This is a genomic window from Streptomyces sp. NBC_00029 (assembly GCF_045160505.1).
GTDB lineage: Bacteria > Actinomycetota > Actinomycetes > Streptomycetales > Streptomycetaceae > Streptomyces.
This window is the reverse complement of sequence record NZ_CP108292.1, coordinates 1,244,944-1,262,221: the sequence shown is the minus strand read 5'-3', so window position 1 is coordinate 1,262,221 and position 17,278 is coordinate 1,244,944. Positions and strand designations below refer to the sequence as shown.

General features: G+C 70.7%; 15 protein-coding genes. 9 read left to right on the top strand and 6 right to left on the bottom strand.

Annotation, left to right across the window (positions count from 1 at the left end; genetic code table 11):
* Nucleotides 1-70: 70 nt before the first annotated feature.
* On the bottom strand, nucleotides 71-505 hold the full coding sequence (locus OG753_RS06280; protein ID WP_405787515.1) for a pyridoxamine 5'-phosphate oxidase family protein: 435 nt from the start codon (nucleotides 503-505) through the stop codon (nucleotides 71-73).
* Between the two features lie 133 nt (nucleotides 506-638).
* Nucleotides 639-1,133, bottom strand: a complete 495-nt coding sequence (locus OG753_RS06275) for a hypothetical protein (RefSeq protein WP_405787514.1) — start codon at nucleotides 1,131-1,133, stop codon at nucleotides 639-641.
* A gap of 128 nt (nucleotides 1,134-1,261) precedes the next feature.
* On the opposite strand from OG753_RS06275, the gene OG753_RS06270 reads away from it, so the two are divergent.
* A complete protein-coding gene (locus OG753_RS06270) occupies nucleotides 1,262-2,689 on the top strand; it encodes an oxygenase MpaB family protein (protein ID WP_327260787.1) in 1,428 nt (475 codons plus the stop codon).
* A 412-nt stretch (nucleotides 2,690-3,101) separates the two neighbouring features.
* Here OG753_RS06270 and OG753_RS06265 read toward each other — a convergent pair whose 3' ends face one another.
* Nucleotides 3,102-3,395: a hypothetical protein gene (locus OG753_RS06265; protein WP_405787512.1), complete on the bottom strand. Its 294-nt coding sequence runs from the start codon at nucleotides 3,393-3,395 to the stop codon at nucleotides 3,102-3,104.
* Nucleotides 3,396-3,691: 296 nt separating this feature from the next.
* Here OG753_RS06265 and OG753_RS06260 point away from each other — a divergent pair, with 296 nt between their 5' ends.
* Nucleotides 3,692-4,744, top strand: a complete 1,053-nt coding sequence (locus OG753_RS06260) for a hypothetical protein (RefSeq protein WP_405787510.1) — start codon at nucleotides 3,692-3,694, stop codon at nucleotides 4,742-4,744.
* 157 nt (nucleotides 4,745-4,901) lie between these two features.
* The gene (locus OG753_RS06255) at nucleotides 4,902-5,234 is read left to right on the top strand and encodes a hypothetical protein (protein ID WP_405787509.1); all 333 of its coding nucleotides are present in this window, start codon (nucleotides 4,902-4,904) and stop codon (nucleotides 5,232-5,234) included.
* Between the two features lie 158 nt (nucleotides 5,235-5,392).
* On the opposite strand, the gene OG753_RS06250 is transcribed toward OG753_RS06255, so the two are convergent.
* Nucleotides 5,393-5,713: a hypothetical protein gene (locus OG753_RS06250; protein ID WP_405787507.1), complete on the bottom strand. Its 321-nt coding sequence runs from the start codon at nucleotides 5,711-5,713 to the stop codon at nucleotides 5,393-5,395.
* A 247-nt stretch (nucleotides 5,714-5,960) separates the two neighbouring features.
* On the opposite strand from OG753_RS06250, the gene OG753_RS06245 reads away from it, so the two are divergent.
* Nucleotides 5,961-7,280: a DUF4241 domain-containing protein gene (locus tag OG753_RS06245; protein ID WP_327260782.1), complete on the top strand. Its 1,320-nt coding sequence runs from the start codon at nucleotides 5,961-5,963 to the stop codon at nucleotides 7,278-7,280.
* The gene (locus tag OG753_RS06240) at nucleotides 7,273-8,478 is read left to right on the top strand and encodes a DUF4241 domain-containing protein (RefSeq protein WP_405787505.1); all 1,206 of its coding nucleotides are present in this window, start codon (nucleotides 7,273-7,275) and stop codon (nucleotides 8,476-8,478) included. The genes OG753_RS06245 and OG753_RS06240 overlap by 8 nt, the downstream gene beginning before the upstream one ends.
* A gap of 88 nt (nucleotides 8,479-8,566) precedes the next feature.
* On the opposite strand, the gene OG753_RS06235 is transcribed toward OG753_RS06240, so the two are convergent.
* Entirely contained in the window at nucleotides 8,567-9,760 is a 1,194-nt protein-coding gene (locus OG753_RS06235; RefSeq protein WP_405787503.1) for a serpin family protein, read from the bottom strand.
* A 412-nt stretch (nucleotides 9,761-10,172) separates the two neighbouring features.
* On the opposite strand from OG753_RS06235, the gene OG753_RS06230 reads away from it, so the two are divergent.
* From OG753_RS06230 to OG753_RS06215, 4 genes are all read left to right on the top strand, one after another.
* Nucleotides 10,173-11,390, top strand: coding sequence for a 4-hydroxybenzoate 3-monooxygenase (locus tag OG753_RS06230; RefSeq protein WP_405787502.1), 1,218 nt, complete (start codon nucleotides 10,173-10,175; stop codon nucleotides 11,388-11,390).
* 109 nt (nucleotides 11,391-11,499) lie between these two features.
* Nucleotides 11,500-13,272: a methyltransferase gene (locus OG753_RS06225; protein WP_405787500.1), complete on the top strand. Its 1,773-nt coding sequence runs from the start codon at nucleotides 11,500-11,502 to the stop codon at nucleotides 13,270-13,272.
* Between the two features lie 314 nt (nucleotides 13,273-13,586).
* Nucleotides 13,587-14,477, top strand: a complete 891-nt coding sequence (locus OG753_RS06220) for a hypothetical protein (protein WP_405787498.1) — start codon at nucleotides 13,587-13,589, stop codon at nucleotides 14,475-14,477.
* A gap of 875 nt (nucleotides 14,478-15,352) precedes the next feature.
* Nucleotides 15,353-16,141 (top strand): hypothetical protein, encoded by a 789-nt coding sequence (locus OG753_RS06215; RefSeq protein WP_405787497.1) that lies wholly within the window; start codon nucleotides 15,353-15,355, stop codon nucleotides 16,139-16,141.
* Nucleotides 16,142-16,337: 196 nt separating this feature from the next.
* On the opposite strand, the gene OG753_RS06210 is transcribed toward OG753_RS06215, so the two are convergent.
* Nucleotides 16,338-17,171 carry an SDR family oxidoreductase gene (locus tag OG753_RS06210; RefSeq protein WP_405787495.1) on the bottom strand — a complete coding sequence of 278 codons (834 nt, stop codon included), beginning with the start codon at nucleotides 17,169-17,171 and terminating at the stop codon, nucleotides 16,338-16,340.
* Between the last annotated feature and the right edge of the window lie 107 nt (nucleotides 17,172-17,278).

Below are 17,278 nucleotides of genomic sequence, written 5' to 3'. Positions count from 1 at the left end.
AAAACTGCTGGACTGCTGCGGCAGCAGCCTTGAGGGCCTCTGAGTTCCTCAGAGGCCCTCAAGGGGTTCCTCAAAGGCTGCCCAGGTCCGAACTCACCCACCGCTGCGGACGCATGTGGATCACGACCTGCTCACCGTGCTCCTTCCAGGCGGCGTCGACGTAGCCGTCGACCTTGTCCGCCGGCAGGTACCGGGCGGAGATCTCCACCAGCTGCTCGCGCTCGGCCGGAAGGGTCGAGATGACCGGTCCCTCGACGGACACGTACCGGATCGTGGGCTCCAGCCGGTCCACCATCAAGGTGAACCGGCCCGCGGCCCGGATCAGTTCGGCCTTGCGCGAGTCCCGGCCGGTCATGATCCAGACATCGCCGCCGGGCGCGTACTGGTACCAGATGGGGACCGTCAGTGGAGCACGGTCTTCCCCGTCCGCTCCCGCGGTCACCGCGAACGCGGCGACGTGGGGCTCGGCGAGGAACTGCTCACGTTCGCTGGGGGACAGGGCCACGGCACGCTCCTTCGGCAGGGGAATCCTCTGACGGATCCCTTTCACCCCAAGAATCCTGCCCCGCCGCGCGCCCATTCCCCGACCGTCACCCGCCCGGGCCAGTACCGCCCCGGCCGGCCAGGCGGTGCGGCCCTCAGACCCCGGCCGTGCAGAACACGCACGCCTCCCAGAACGGGAGCGCCTCCAGCACCCGGTGACGTACGCACGAGGCCATCGCCGCCTCCTGCGGCCCCGGCATGACGCACGAGCCGGCCTTCGCCGTCGCAGGGTCGAACTCCTCCACCATCTCCCGGTACGTGCGCAGGTACCCCTCCGCCCGGGGCGGCTCGTAGGTCAGCTCTTCCCACCGGTGGCGGGACAGCGCCAGATCGAGGACGCGCAGCAGGAAGTCCTTGGCCGCAGCCGCCTCCTGCGGAGTGTCCCCCCAGTCGAGCTCCGCCAGGCGGAAGCCAACCGCCCCGCGCCCCATCATGTTCTGGTCCTGCAGCGTCAGCAGCGCTGCGAAGCGGAAGTGCCACGGCTCGCGGGCCAGTGCGGACACGGCGAGCATCAGCACGTCCACGAACACCGCCGTCCCGCCGTTGGTCATCTCCAGGTACTTGCCGCCACCGCCGCGAAACACGTTCATGACGCGAGAGTAGACAGAGGTGCGGCTCACCTCGATGGCTCACCTCGACTCGCCCCGCCCCGCCTCGCAACCTCCCCCGCATGTGCGGCGTTGTGCTCCTGTTGGCCTCCATCCTTCAGGAGTACCGCGTGACGCGTACCTCTTCACCCGCCACCGACGGCCTGTTGCGCCAGACGCTCGGCGAATGGCGCATCGGGCTGGTGGCCTGGCGGCTGCTCGTCCTGCAGACCGCGCACCCGGCCGTCGCGGCCGGCACCGCCCGCTACTCCACCTACCGGGCCCACCCCTGGCGGCGGATCGAGCACACCATGGACAGCGGCAGCCGGCTGTTCTTCGCCGGGCCCGAGGAGCGGCAGCGCGAGATCGCCCGGCTGGAGCGCGCGCACCGCCGGATCCGCGGCACCGACGACGCCGGCCGCCCCTACACCGCCGAGGACCCGGAGGTCCGCGCCTGGGTGATGCTGACGCTGTACGAGGCCATGACAGCCATGCGCGAGCTGTCCGGTGATCCGCTCGAACCAGCCGAACTCGACGTGCTGTACGCGGAGTTCACCGAGGTCTGCGCGGCCCTCGGCATCCCCGGCGAGGTCCTCCCGGCCACCGCCGCCGACGTACCGGCGTACGTCGACCGGACCGTGCGAGAGGTCCTCGAGCTCGGTGACCAGGTCCGCTACCTGCTCTTCGAGATGCTGCGCGAGGCTCCCGCACCCCGCAGGCTCGGGCGGCTCCGGCCCGCCTGGCCGCTGCTGCGCACCGTCGCCGCGGGTGTGCTGACCACCCTGACCGTCGCCGACCTGCCGCGGGCGTGGCACGAGCGGTTCGCCATGCCGCGTACCCGTACCGCCGCCGCCCTGTCCTGGACGCTGCACCGCGGTATGCGGCAGGTGATGACCCGTCTGCCGGACCGCATGCGCTACCGCACCCAGTCCGACGACAACGACGGCGGCGCCGGCGGTCGGCAGCGCCCCGCTTCCCGGCGGTCCACAGCCGCCCCGAGCCTGCCCCGGCCCCGCACCTTCGACTCCCGCCCGGCGCGGCTCGAGGCGTTCTTCCGGCAGGTACTCGACCAGACCGGTGACGGGCGGGTGGACTCCGCCGACCTCCAGGCGATGGTCCACAACGTGTGCTGGCAGCTGGAGCTTCCCGTCGAGCGCGAGGACCGGCTCTACGCCGCCTTCGAGTCCTGGTGGAAGCAACTGCGCGAGGGCATGGACGCGGACGGCGACGGCGCGGTGGAGTGCGCCGAGTTCGTCTCCGCGATGCTGGGCGGCATCGACCGGGACGCCGATTACCTCGACCAGGGCCTGGGGCCGGCGGTACGCGCCCTGTTCCGGACCGTCGACACCGACGGCAGCGGATATCTGTGCGCGGACGAGTACCGCGTGCTGTTCGGGGGCCCGCGTGTCCACCCCGCCGAGCTGAACGATGCCTTCCGGCAACTGGACGTGGACGGTGACGGGCGGGTCAGCGAGGAGGAGTTCGTCGCCGCGTTCGTCGACTTCTTCACCGCCCGGGAAGACACCGCCGCGGGCGTGGCGCTGCTGGGCCGCGCCTGACCGCTGCGCCGTCCAGGCAGCGGTCGAGGAGTGCGTGCGTGCGGGAGGCGGGGAGGGACGGGTTGGCCGCGGCGCCCCGGGCGGTGCGGGGGGTGGCGAGGAGGGCCTCCAAGGCTTCTGGGGTGAGGCTCGGGCTGGCGGCGGCTGTCCGGCACACCGACTCGGCTTCCGCACCAGCGACACCGCATCGTCCTGCCACCTCGTCGCGCCCGGACCGGGCTCCGGCGACCACGAAGCCGAAGCGCACCAGCGGCTTCGCTCCAGGCCGCGCTGCTCCTGCTCCCCGCCCAGGGTGCGGCCGGCCCGTCCGGGCAGCGACACGGCCGCCCCCGAACCATCGGCGAAGCCGGCGGCCGTGGTGCCGCGCCCCTGTGCCGGGCGGCGGCACCACGGCCGTGTCGGCAGTTGCGGGCTACAGCACGCCGAGCTTCTCCTCGATGTACCTCACCAGCCCCGTGACGCCCAGGAAGCTGAGGCCGGACGAGCCGACGGCGACGAGCGAGGTCGCCTCCAGGTGGCGGGTGATGAGGAAGGCGAGGAGCGCGCCGACGGTCCCGCACAGAATCGCGATCACGAGCGCCATCACCTTCTCGGTCCGGGAAGGTCCGTCCGTTTCGACGGGCATCGTCGCGCCCTGGGGCGTCGCCGGGACCGGGGGGCCCTGCGTGTGGGTGGGGGCCGGCGGGTTGACTGTCTGGTTGGGCATGGGTGGTGAACCGTCCTTCTCTGCCCCCCTCCGATAGGGAGGGGGTGCCGCCCGCGTGGCGGCCTGAGTTCAGACAACTCGGCCCGCGACCGGTCCTCCAAGTAGTTCGACGCCCAAAAGAATCTTGGAAAACCAAGGATCTTCATGGCCGTCGTTCAGTGCGTTCATGCAGGTGAGAGGTGCGACTGAACGTTCCTGAACAGAATCGACCTCCTGATGTGCAGGGAACTGAATGGGACGACACCCCCTGTAGGGGATGCTTGGACTTCGGCCAAGTCGCAAAGGAGCGGCGCACATTGGGAACATGGCGCGAACTGCTGGGCGCGGCCCGGCGCTGGGACCAGTACCGGGTGGCCCTGAACGCCCTACGGAAGAGCGGAAAGGTGACGAGCTTCGCGGTTCTGGCGCGTGAGAGCGCAGTGATAGCCGCAGACATGCCGGAGCTCGACGGATTCTCGGTAGGAACCTTCCACGGCCTTGTCGGTGAGGGGGTGAACAAACGACCGAAGTGGGAGCAGGTCAATTCCTTCGTACGAGTGTGCGCAAAAGTCAAAGGCATCCCGGGCACCGAGGAGCTGGTGCGTCTCTGGGCCGAGGGCTACCGCCGGTGTGGAGGGGATCCGGGCGACCACTACCTCGGGCCCACGCCCGTCGACACCGAGGACGCGGTGGGGGAGACGGTCGAGGCCACGACGGACAAGGAGGCCATGCGACAGTTGGCCAACGGCGTTACTACTGAGGGATCGACGGTCGAACACGCAGCGGGGCAGAGGAGACGGAAGCGTCTCCTGGCCTTAGCCGCAGCGGTCGTTGTCGTGGTCGCCGTCGGAGGCGGGATTCTGGTTCTCCAGGGCTTCGGCGCCGCGAAGGGCGAGGGGAAGTCGGCCGGGGCGGCCCCACAGGTCAGCAACTCGGGCTCGTCCGCACCGAGCCGGCCCGGCACCCGCACCTCCGCCGGCGCGGGAGACGGAGGCAACACCACACCTGCTACGCGGACTCCAAAGGAATCGTCTCCGAAGCTGAGGCAGCCGGCCGTGGACCCGACAACTGACTCGAAGCCCGGTTGGTACCTCTCGCGCATCGCCTGGTCCGACAACCGCGGAACGACCCTCGTACAGGCCTATGCCGACTACACGGACAGCGACGACGGCCGGGGGTCGGCCACTGGACACGGTTATGACATCGGCCAGGACATCGTCGTGCTGTGCCAGGTCGTCGGGCGCCGCATCTCGCTGGGCGCGTACGAGGGCCCGGCCGAGCGCAACGGATTGTGGTACCGCATGTCGACCGGCGAATACATCCCAGCCGTCTACGTCGACACCACCAAGGCCTCTCTGCCCTCCTGCTGACCCCGGCTCCCGCACCGCTTCACCGTGGCGTGAACGCCGCACATGCCCTCGATGCCCGCCTGCTGCGCCCGCCGCTGTGGGCATCGGCCACCGTCCAGCCGTCGACGCCCTCCAGCACCCGCTCTCCGAAAGCGCTTCGCCCGGCATAATGCGGAGGATGGACTATCTGGCGGCTTGGATGGCCGGCGGCCGGTGGTACCCCGCGGGGCTCGCGGTGATGGCGCTGCTGGCGTCGGCCCGCATGTACCGGTTGGTGAAGCGGGCCCTGTCCGTCCCCGGCGGCCGTGTCCAACCGTTCGGCTGCACCGAGGTGTTCGCCGTGGTGGTGCCGCTGCCGACCGCCGTTCTGCTGCTCTACGCGCCCGTGCTGTACGGCTGGATGCTGGGGAGTCCGGTGGCCTTGGGCAGTGTGGGTACGGCCGTGGCCTGGGGGCTGGGCATCGCCACTGCGGTGGGCGTGCTCGCCGCCGGCACGCGCGTCCGGAACTGAAGGCGCCGCCCGTCACCAGCAGGACGCGCGCAGCCGGATCGGTCACCGACTCCGCCGCTCCGCCCGCCGACTGCGTCGCCGGCCGCGTTTCGACGGCTGGAAGCCCTGTCGGAACGAACCCGTGCACCGAGCCGTGTGTCAGAAGCCGCTTCGACCGCTCACAGCCCGGCGACGTCCCGGGCCCTCTTCAGCACGGAGTCGAGCCTGTTCACCACAGCGCCGTGCCGCCTCGCGCGCTCCGCCTGCTCGGCCGGCACCAGTCGCGCTGCGGCCTCTACGGCATGGGCGTCCGGGTCACCGAAGGCAGTCCGCGGGTGCTCTCCCGTTTCCGCGCAGTGCGCCGTGACCTCCTTGACCGCCTGCAGGACGACGGCGCGGTCCACGCCCGGCTGCGTGGCCAGCCGTACTTGGAAGCGCGCCATCCACCTTTCGCGGTCCTTCTCCCCCGCCGCGTCCGTCGTCTCGTCCTTCGTCGCCACGTGTCCTCCCGGGTGATGTGCAACCGTCCGCTACGGAGTTGGACGCCGCTGCACGGAAGCGGGTTGCCTCGACGAGGCCCCGACGCTTTCCGGACGACTTCCGTCGAGGAACTCCGCGCCGCTGGAGCCGGATGCCCGCTGGCCCGGCCGGCCCGATACCGGGCCAGGTAGGGCCGTTGTCACAGCCGGCGGATACCTTGCAGCTCAGCACACAGGCAGGGCGAGTACACAGGAGCAGGGAGCGGCCATGGTCGTCGAGGTGGGGTACGCACAGGCGTGGGATCTCAAGGCCCGTGCGCCCTGGCGGCCGATATCCGCAGGAGAGGCCGGCGAGCGGGATGCCGCCGGGCTTCCGTACGTGGTGGTGTACCGGGAGCCGGGCCGTCCGGCTCCGCTGGAGGTCCGGCTCGTCTCCTGGCGCGACCGCTACGTCGGGCTGTGGGTCTACGACGCCCAGGGCCGCCGCACCTACGACCTGGACATGCGGCTGCTGGACGACCCGGCGCGGCTCATGCGCCGGTACACCGTCGACTGGAAGTACACCGGCCCGGAGATGCCGGAGTTCGACGAGGCGTGCCCGCGCATCACCGTGGACCTCTTCCCGGACGGGAGGGGCCGGCGGACGGAGGAGTCCCGGGGGAAGGGCGGGGGTTCGTACGTCACCTCTCCTCGCCTCAGCGAGGACGAGCGCTGGACGGACCGCCCGGCCTTCGGGGAGTGGCCGCTGCTCTCGGCCCGGATGCACGGGCTCACTGAGCCGCCGGCCTTCGAGGCGGCGGCAGAGGTCGCCGGGGCAGTCGAGGCGGCCGAGGCGGCCGAGTCCGGTGGCACAGACGCCCCCGCCACCTGCTGGCGTCCGCCGCGCCCCGCGCAGCCCGGGCCGATCAACGAACTGTTCCGGCCCGGGGTCCGCGTGACCGACGGCTACCACCCCGAGATGACCGTCGTGGAGGCGAGCCAGGTCGGCACCCTGCGCGTGCCCAGCGGGCTGCTGGCCGTCTCCGGCCCTGACATCGACCACAGCGACGGGCCGCACATCACGGTCCCCGTCCCGCCCGGAACGTACGTACTCGACGAGGCGCGGGTCCGCTACAGCTACCACTGCATGTGGGATGACGCCGAGGTCACGACCACGGCACCCACGGCCGTCCGCCTCCGCGTCAGCGAGACCCCCGCGGCGACCTGGGAGATGGCCCTCGGTCCGGACGACGATCCCCGGCTGTTCATCGAGGACCAGATAGCCGGCTTCTCCACCGACGGCGCCACCGGCTGCTTCGCCGACGCCGGGGCCTGGGAGCCGCTCATCACCCTCTTCGAGCGGGGGCTGATCCGGGGGGAGCCGGACCTGGACGGTTTCGAGGGCCTCGACGACAGCTCCATGTTCATGCAGCGCACCTGGGACGAGGCTTCCGGCGGCGAACTCATGGCCTTCGCCACGACCGGGGACGGTACCCACCCCGTGTGGGTCGGCCGTTCCGACGCCGGCCAGGTGGTCGCCGTCGTGGTGCTGGTGGAAGGGATGCCCGAGCTGCTCCCGGAGCGGGACGGAGTCACCGCCGATGCCTGAGGCGACGTGCATGACGGTGACGTTCGCGGAGTCCTGGGACGCGGCGTCCCGGACCGGTGGCCGCGAGCTGTCCCCCGGGGAGGCACGTGCCCGCGATGCCGCCGGCCTTCCGTACGTGGTGGTCCATCGCGCACCGGGTCGCGAAGTCCCGCTCGGGGTAAGGATGGTGGCGTGGCAGGCCGGGGTCCTCGACACCTGGGCGTACGACGAGCACGGCCGCCGGACCGCCGAGACCGAGCTGCGGCTGCTCACCGACGAGCGGCGGCTGCTGATACGGAGCCTGCTCGTGCGGCAGTACCAGGACGGGCGGACGGCGGAGTTCGATGTGGACGCTCCCCGGACGTCGGTGGACCTGGCCGCCGACGGAACCGCGCGCATCTCGCACCAGCCCGAGGGCATGCGCGGTGCCTCCCTGGAGGCCGAGGTGGCGGTGGCCGATGAGGACCTCTGGACGGCCCGTCCGGGCTTCGACGACTGGCCGGGACTCCCGGTCGCGGACGCACTGCCGGACTGGGTCGCCGCACAGCTGGTCTCCGAGGCGTCCGGCTGGCGCCGGGAGCCCTCCCGGCTGCTCGGGTCCACCGACTTCGACCGGGTTTTCCGGCCCGGTACCCATATCCCCGGGCTGACGGTCCTCGATCCGGTCCCGTGCGGCAGCGTACGTGTGCCGAGCGGGGTGCTGGCGGTGGCCTGCCCGCAGAGCTGGGACAGGGAGCCGAGGATCACGGTGGCCGTGCCGCCGGGCACGTACCGGGTGAAGGCGGCCCTGGTCGAGGTCGCGGATCAGGGGTACGGGTCCTACGAGGACGTCCTGGCCGTCCGGATGCAGATCGGCGACGCCCCCGTGGCGGTCTGGGAGATGGCGCTCGGGCCGCGTGACGACACGCTCCGGCTCCGTTCCGGAGAGGCATTCGGCTTCGACACGGACGGGGCAACGGGCGCCTTCGGCGATGCCGGGGTCTGGCAGGACCTGCGGGACCAGCTGGAGCGGTCGAACTGGCGCGGTTCCCCGGAGGCCGACAAGCTCACGGATTCCGTAGCCGGCATGCATCTCGACGGCGGCGACCTGGGCGCGGACCTGGCGGTCTTCTGCACGGGGGGCGACGGCGTCTACCCGGTGTGGGTGGGCCGGTCCGCCTCCGGAGAGGTCGTCTGCGTCGACGTCCAGACGGCCTTCGACCTGGACATCGACGCCTGAGCTCGTCAGCCGGGGAGCCTGTCAGCTCGTGAGGCCCGCTCCCTCGAGTCCGGTCCGGTCCAGTCCGGTCCAGTCCGGCGCGCTCCGGTCACCAGTCGTAGGAGGTTTCCCGGAAGGGGTCGGGGTCGGTGACCCAGCCTGCGTTGAGGACGAGCCGAGACGTGCGGTGCAGGGCGAGGAACCCGAAGGGACGGTCGAAACGGACTGAGATCTCGCGAGCCCGGAAGGGGTGGTACGGGGCGCCGCCGGCACGTGCGGAGAAGGCGGTGACGGCTGCGGAGCGGAAGCCGTGCGCCCCGAAGGTGGCCGTCATCGTCTGCACGGCTTGCCGGATGGCCAGCGGTTCGGCACTGATGCCGGGGAAGTGGCCCTGCGAGGCGTCCTTCGCCGCGCGCAGGCCGAACAGGTCGGCACGGTCGAGCAGGTTGTGGGAGGCGTTGACGGTGAACGGCACGGTGGACACGCGGAGCATCGGGCTGCCGTCCTCGCTGGGGACGCGGTTCACGGACAGCCCGGGGCCCGGGGCGCCGTAAGGGAGGTGATCCCCGGGTACCACGGCCCGGCGGTCGTGGAGTGTGGCCACGGCGGCAGTCAGTACCTGGCCTGCGGTGGCTTCAGGTGTTCCGAGGTACAGGTGAACGTCGATGCCGTGGGCGCCGATGACCTGAAGCTCGGTGAGGGGGCCGCTTGCCGAGTCCGCGACGCCGATCCGGTTCAGCAGACTGCTGCTGCGGTGCAGGCCGGCCAGGTCCTTGCCGTGCCAGGGCCCTGACTCGGCTGCCATCCGACCCGCGGTAAAGGGCCGGATCCAGTCGGTGCGGAGGGCCATGGCGCTCGCTGACACGAGCAGGGTCTCGTCGTCCACCGTGATCGGCATCGCGGCTATCTGCCCGTCCGTGCACCTGTCTGCCCAGGCGTCGAGGCGCTGCTGATCGCCGACGGCGTCGCCGGTGAGTTGCCCGTGCACGTCGGCGGGCAGGCGGTCCAGCCAGGCCGGTTCGACGGGCAGGTTCTTGCGGGTCCACAGTCCCAGCGCCGTGCTCAGGCCACGGGTCGAACGCATGGCGGAGAGCAGGTCCCGTGCTCCCGCTGCGGCGACGCCCGCCGGGATACCGAGTGCTGCTGAGAGTTCGCTGCGGGCGGGGCCGGCGGCCCCGTCGGCGAGGAGACCGATCAACGGCCACACTCCGGCCGCGGCGATGACCGTGCCGTCGTCGGGCAGTGTCGCGGCCCAACGCGCGGCCAGTCCGTTGATTGCCTTGACCGTGCCGTGACCGACCATACTTGCCCGCCCTCTCCCTTCTTCCGGACTGCTTCCGGATCTTGCGAGAGTAGAGGCGGGGATGCCTGCAGGCGAGCGCATTACGCATCGACCCGGTGCCGGTCGACGACAGCCGCGCAGAGGTCAGTCGGTGCAGGGCCTTTGTACAGCCGCCTCAGAGATTCGTCTTCGACTCACGCCTCCCGAGCGGCCTTCGCATCGCCCAGCGTGTGTGCACAGTAAAGCAGTTGGACCAGAACCCATTCCTGCGAACAAGGGCACAACGAAACATGCGGCCGGACTGATGGTCATTTCAACGGACAGCACTTGCACCCAACTTGATGAATCCTGCCCCGGTGATATTCGCTCTATTAGTGCATCGGGATGAGTGATGATCATCGGTGGGATTTCGCCTGCTTATGATCTCCGCGCCATGACAGAAACCCGCACATTCCAAGCGTTACAGAAATCGGCCGACGTGGTCGTACTCGGCGCCGGCCCCGCAGGCTTGGTGCTCGGCAATCTCCTGGTCGCTGCCGGGATCGACTGCGTCGTCCTTGAACGCGCCACCCGCCAGCACGTCCAGACCCGTGCGCGAGCCGGCTTCCTCGCGCCGAACACCGTACGGATCCTGGACCGCCACGGCCTCGCCGACGGGCTGCACCGCCACGGACGGACCCACGGCACGTGCGAGTTCCGCACCGAGGAGGGCAGCTTCCGCCTCGACTACGGCGCCCTCGGACGCGGTGAACAGCACACCGTCTACCCGCAGCAGAACCTTGTCACCGACCTCCTGGCTCGCTACCTCGATGCCGGCGGGAGGATTCGTTTCCGCACCGAGGCGCTGGCCGTGCACGACGCCGACAGCACCCGGCCGTACGTCATCACCGGAGAACCGGACGACGACCGCCCCACCCGATGGACTGCCCGGTACGTCGCCGGCTGCGACGGCCGGCACGGGGCGGCCCGCCGCTCGCTTCCAGCCGCCACCGTCCGCCACCACCACGACCACGGGGTGAGCTGGCTCGGCCTGCTCGCCGAAGCGCCACCCAGCCTCGACGCCGTCGGCTACGCCGTCCACGACCGGGGCTTCGCCGGCCACATGACCCGCAGCCCGCAGATCACGCGCTACTACCTCCAGTGCCCACGCGGCACCCCCGCCGACGCCTGGTCCGATGAGCGGATCTGGGACGAGCTCGACCTGCGGATGCGAGCCGTGGAGCACGGCCCACTGCGCAGGGGGAGGATCACCGAGCGCGGCGTCATCGACCTGGCGTGCGACGTCGTCGAACCACTGCGCCACGGCTCCCTCCTGCTCGCCGGTGACGCCGCCAGCCTGACCGCACCGGCCGCCGCGAAGGGAGCGAACCTCGCGATTCTGGCAGCGGAGTCCCTGGCAGGAGCCCTGACCGAGGCCTTCGCCCGAGGGGACGACACCGCACTCGACCGCTACTCGGCCCGAGTGCTGGCACACATCTGGCGCTCCCAGGAGTTCACCCACTGGATGACCGGACTGCTGCACGAGATCCCCGGCCAGGAACACTCGGGCGGATCGTTCTTCCATGCCTCCCTGCGGCGCGCCCGCCTCCGTTCGCTGCGCACCTCCCGAACACACCAGCTCTGGTTCGCCGAGAACTACGTCGGCGTCTGAGTCACCGCTCCGCCCCGGGCCGCGCCCTCCACGCCGGCCCCGCACACCGCCACCACGCCCCATCGTGCCCCGGTCTCCGACCCGGCACCGGCCCGAGGACGCCTCCGTGATGACCACGACCCTCCCCGACGGATCCCGAGTACCCGCCGCGGTCGATATCGCCGCCGCCACGCCCGTCGAGGAAACGATGCTTCCCGACGACACGGCCCGACTGCGGGCCGCGGCAGCCTTCGTACGCGAGCACCAGAGCGCGGCCACCCTGCTGCCCCTGCTGCTTCCCGGCCTGCACGGCCCCGAACTGCGATCCCTGTCCGCGCACTGCCGGTTCGCCCACGCCGGCCTGCTCCTCTTCCCGCCGGATCCGCACCACCTGCGCCGTCAGTTCGCCGACTGCGGGCTGGACCCCGATGTTCCGTCCCACCCCAGCGTGGTCGTACGGGAACGGCTCGCCCGGCGCCACGGCCGCGACGCGGCCGAACTGAACGTCCGTATCCTGCGCCCCCACGTCCACGGCCCGACAGGTGAACGGCGCACAGTGGAGGTGTTCGCCCTCACCGTCCCTGCACACTCGGACCTCGAACCGCTCGCCGCGTACGAGCGCGTCCGCGGCCACGAGGCCCACCTGGCCTTCGAACTGGAGCACCCCGACCCGCTGGTGCTCCGCGGGCTGTGCGCGCTGCTCACCCGCCACGGAGCCCGCCCCGACGGCGGCGGGTACAACACGCACGAGGACGGCACCGTCCTCTACTTCACCACCCCCGCCGGCACGACGTGCGGCTACCGGCGGCTCGAGCTCTACGCACAGGGCGACCACCGCGACGTCCTGGGCACCCATCTCAACGAGAGCCACAGCACGCACCGTCATGCCGAAACGCTCCTCCAACTCCTCACCGGCGCGTGGACCACGCAGGCCCTGGCCGCGTTCGCACGCCTGCGCCTGCCCGAGGCCATGGACACCGAAGTCATCAGTACACGCGAACTCGCCCGCCGTACCGGCACCCACCCCGAAAGCCTCGGCAGCCTCCTGCGCTACCTCACCATGCTCGATGTCGTGGCGACGGGCGAAGAGCAGCAGGACGCCTTCCGCCTCACCCCCCTCGGGCGCCTGCTCCGCGCCGACTCACATGACACGATGCGCCCCTTGGCCCTGATGTACGCGGGCCCCTTCTACCGCTCCTTCGCGGCCCTCGACCACACCGTGCGGACCGGCCGGCCTGCCTTCGACCACGTCTTCGGCGAGAACCACTTCGACCATTTCGCGGGCGACCCCGCGCTCGCCGACATGTTCGACCGCTCGATGGCGGCGAGCGCGCGGATGTTCCAGCCGATCCCCACCCACCCCGTGATCACCGCCGCAGCCCGGGCCGGCACCCCCGGCACCGTCGTCGACGTGGCCGGCGGCAACGGCGAGCTCCTCGGACGCATCCTCGCCGCGCACCCGACCCTGCGCGGCGCGCTCCTGGAGCGTCCCCACGCGGTCGAGGCCGCGCGCCGCTCGCTCGATGCCATGGGCTGTGCGGCCCGTTGCGACTTCCTCAGCGGCGACTTCGCCGACGTACCCCACGGCGGCGACGTGTACGTACTGTCCCGCGTCCTGCACGACTGGGACGACGACCGATGCGGCGAGATCCTGCGCCACTGCGCCCGGGCGATGCCCGTCCACGCCGACCTGCTGATTGTCGAACGGCTCCTCCCCACCGACGGTTCCCCGTCACTGGCCACTGCCTGGGACCTCCACATGATGTGCAACGTCGGCGGCCGCGAGCGCAGCGCCGAGCACTACGCCCGGCTCCTCGCCGACGCCGGACTGGAACTGCTGGACCGCACACCGCTTCCCTTGGACGCCCACGTCCTGCACGCCCGCAAGGCACAAGTGGGCTGACAACCGCGGACACCACGGGAGAGCGGCCCGTCCGACCGTACGGGTCCGCGATGACGTGGCCGTCCCGGAAGGCGAAGAGCCGGCCGCAGCCCATGACCGGGGCGGGCCGGTCCGAGACGGGCACGGTGATCCGGTCGTCCGCGTGGCCACGGCTCAGCACCACCTCGTACAGCGCGTGTTCGGCGCGGGGGATCGTGTTCGCGGTGGGTCCGTCGAGAACGAGCGACCCGATGCCCCGAACAGGCACTACTGTCCCTCTGCCGGGTCCGGTCCGGCTCATGAAACGCGGATCTTGTGGGGGGGCGGCAACAGCGGTGGACGACGACAAGACGGTGCAGCGGCTGGACCTGGACGTGGACGAACTGTCGCTGTCCCCACTGGGTTGGCAGATCGAAGAGATCCAGGCGCACCTGGTCACGACGACCTACAGCGAGTGGGAACACCACCAGGAGATCGAGCTCTCCGGGACGGCACGGTTCCATGGGGAGGAGTGGTCCGACCGCTTCGGCGGTGGTGACTACGCGCCCGCCCTCCTGCTCGCCGTCGGGCGCACGGGCTCGCCGGTCCCGCCCCAGTACAAACGGCTTGTGATGGAGACCGTGACCAAGTTGTCCGAACGTCCCCGGCATCTCTCCGAGAAGAGCAGCTCGTGGGAGTGCGAGAGCCCGCTCTCGCCCGAGGAGATCACCTTGCGGATCACCGCTATGGACGCGGAGGAGATCGAGTCCGATTTCGGCCTCGCACCCGGGAAGCACTCGGTGCTCCCGGTCGAGGTGATCGACGAATCGACGCAGACCGCCGCAGTACAGCTCACGGTCACCACGAGCAGCGCCCATGTCCTGCACGACCTGTACGACAGCCGGCTGCGTGTGCACCTCGCCGGCGGCGCCGTATTCGGTGCTCCCGAGCAGCTGCTGGCCGCCCATCTGGCTGTGCACGACTGGCGGGACCAGGACTCGACACTTGAGGACGAGTGCCCCTTCGGTGTCAGCCTGCCTGGACTGGTCGTCGAGACCCTGGGGGAGGGGGGAGCCCTGATCCGTGAGACGGAGATCGACCTCTCCGGCAGCATCCCCGTGGGCGAGGCGGGTGAGCTGCCCGCGCGCAGCCCCCGTTGGATCGCCGATGCCGAACACGACCTCGACCACTCCGCCCGTCTGCCCACGCGCGTCATCGTCCGGATCGTGGACGCGGACGACCTGTGAGGAAGTCGTCCCGACCGGCCAGTCGTCCTGGGCGCGGCCCGTGGGCAGTGGGTGGCCGGGCCGGGCCATTGCGGGTCGTCGGCCATGACCGGGGTCCTTGGTCACATCGGCTCCGGATCAGGCCGTGCCCCACCACCGCGACCGGATGTCCGCCGACGGTGACTCCCGCTGCTGTCACACACTCCGGCATCGTCCCGGGCTCCATTCGCTGATTGACCGAAGAGCTGTCATGAGGGGGTGTGTCCGGGCGGGCCCGTGCGTGACGTCGGTCGGCGATGTTCTTCGGAGGCCGCGCTCGATCGGCTCCGGGAGCTCGAACCCGACCGCGGCGGCCGCGGGTGAGGAGGACCGGCCTGGCCGGCCGCCACGACCGGCAGCGGCCGGCAAGCCCGTTGTCACGGCGAATGCGGGGCAGGTCCGCCGCTCGTCCGCCCTGACGCCCGGGGCGGGCGTGCAGCCTCCTCATGGGCAACGTCCTGGGCGGTGTACCGCTGCGCGGACCGCGCCTCACCGGCCCGCCACGTGGCGAAGAGCCCGCCACCGGCACTCGTGATCACGGAAAACCCTGTCGACCCGGCCACCATGTACACCACGGTGGCAAGCGCGATGAGGACAAGCAGGGCGATCAGCTCCACCGAACGCGCGCTCACTTGCCTCGGGCGAGCCCGGACCTTGCGGTTCTCGGCGCTGCGGATGCTCCTTTTCAGCATGGTGGTTCCTCCCGGTCCGGCACTTTGTCGGTGCTCCTCCTGGGAAGATGCAGGGTGAGGATTTGTGCCACCAGGGGCAACAAACAGGGGCGGGGACATTTCCCAGGAGAGGCAAGTTGCCGCCTCGGGCAAGAAGGCGCGGCGCCACGGCACAGGGGAGGGCACGTGAGCGAGAGCGAGGAGGGGGGCAACCGGCGCGGGCGCTCGATGGCACCCCTCGACCCGACGTTCTCCCCGGGTGAGCGGCAGTTCCTCGAACGGCTGCGAACGGTGGCCACTGCCGCCGGGGACACCCTCGCCGAGGTCAGCAACGGGCTGGCCGACCTGGCGCACCTCGAGCGGACGCCCTCGATGTTCGCCAGCGTGCCGGACCTGTCGAAGATGCTCTCCGGCAAGCGCAGTACTCGGCCGGAGGTGATCAGAGGCCTTCACATCCTTGCCGTGTTGCGGGCAAGGAGGGGGAGGGGCCTTGAGTCCACTCGCCCCGAACGGACAAGCCTCCCATACGAGTTGACCGTTGCGGAGGCCGAGGCGGAGATCGCCATCACGCAGCGCCTCTACACCGGGTGGGTGCGAGGGCGCGACCGGGGACGGCTGCGCCTTCAACTGGCAGAAGCGCAGGAACAGTCGGGGGAACTCCGAGCCCGGCTGGCGGCCGCCGAACGGCGTGCCGAAGAACTCACGGCCGAGATTTCGGCTGCCCGTCATCGGCACGACGAGATGGTTGCGACGCTCACGACACGCAGTACCAAGGCCTATTCCGCGCTGGGCCGAAGCCGTCGTGAACTCCTCGAACTTGCAGGCCGGGTGCAGGCCTTGAACGACCGCATCAGATGGCTGGAGGAGGCGTTGCAGGACGCCTGGAACGCCGTCGTTCGTCACGTGGAAGAGCTCGCCTCCGTCTTTGAGCTGGTGATTGAACTGGCAGCCCAGCTCGCGGACGAGGAAGCCTGATCACGACGCGATCGCGGTCACCGAGGCCCGCTTCGGGGTGTTCGGCGTGTTCGGGGTCGAGGACGGCGGCCCAGTACCCACAGGCCCCGGTGAACGGTGAAGTCACCGCCCCCGTCCGCCGGTGCGTCCTCATGAACAGGCACGCGATGCACGCGATGCACACCTGTTTGCGGACGAACGCGCACGGCCGGGAGATTCAGCGGAAGGCGCCGGCGTTCTCAGAGGCCCACTGCCGGAACGGGCGGGCCGGCGTTCCGGTGATCCGTGAAACCGTGTCGCGCACCATCAGCAGCTCGTCGTTGACGTCTCCACCCGTGACGTCGAGCACCGCGTCCGCTGCATCGGCCCCGAACACCGCGGCCATCTGTGCGTGAGCCTGCCCGCGGCTGATTTCGGCGAAGGGCACCTCCCGGCCCAGTGCTGCCGCGATGGCCTCGACCTGTTGCCGGGCGGTGACCGGCTCCGGACCGGTCAAGGCGTAGGTGCGTCCGTGGTGGCCGGGTTCGGTCAGTGCCACCCGGGCCACTGCAGCGATGTCCGCAGGGTGGATGGTCGGCAGCGCGGTCCCGGCGAACGGCGCACGGACGGTCGCGCGGCCACGGACGATGGCCGCCCACATCAGTGCGTTCGAGGCGAACTGCGTGGGCCGCAGGATCGTCCAGGCCATACCGCTCGCCTTGAGCAGTTGCTCCACCGCCAGGTTCTCGCTGGCCGGGCCGAGGTGCGGGTGGGTGTGAACGGTGATGGAGGACACCAGGACGACGTGCTCCACACCCGCCGTGCGGGCGGCCTCGAGGATGTCGGCGTCGGAGCCCAGACGCGAGACGAGAAACAGCGACCGCACCCCTTCCAGCGCGGGCTTCAACGATGCCGGATCGGCGAAGTCGCCCTCCAGGGCCTCGACTCCTTCGGGGAAGTCGGCTCGTGCGATATCCCGGGTAAGCCCTCTGAGCGGCCCGGCACCGCGTGCGTGCAGCTCCTTCAGCAGGGCACGGCCTATGTTGCCGGTGGCTCCGGTCACGAGGATCACGGGGAGGTTCCCTTCGTCGGCTGATCACGTGAGTGGCACGCTACGACCTCGAGCAAGCTTCAGGTCAAGGAAGCGCCCGGCGATGCCGCCCGCGGACCGGCACGTTC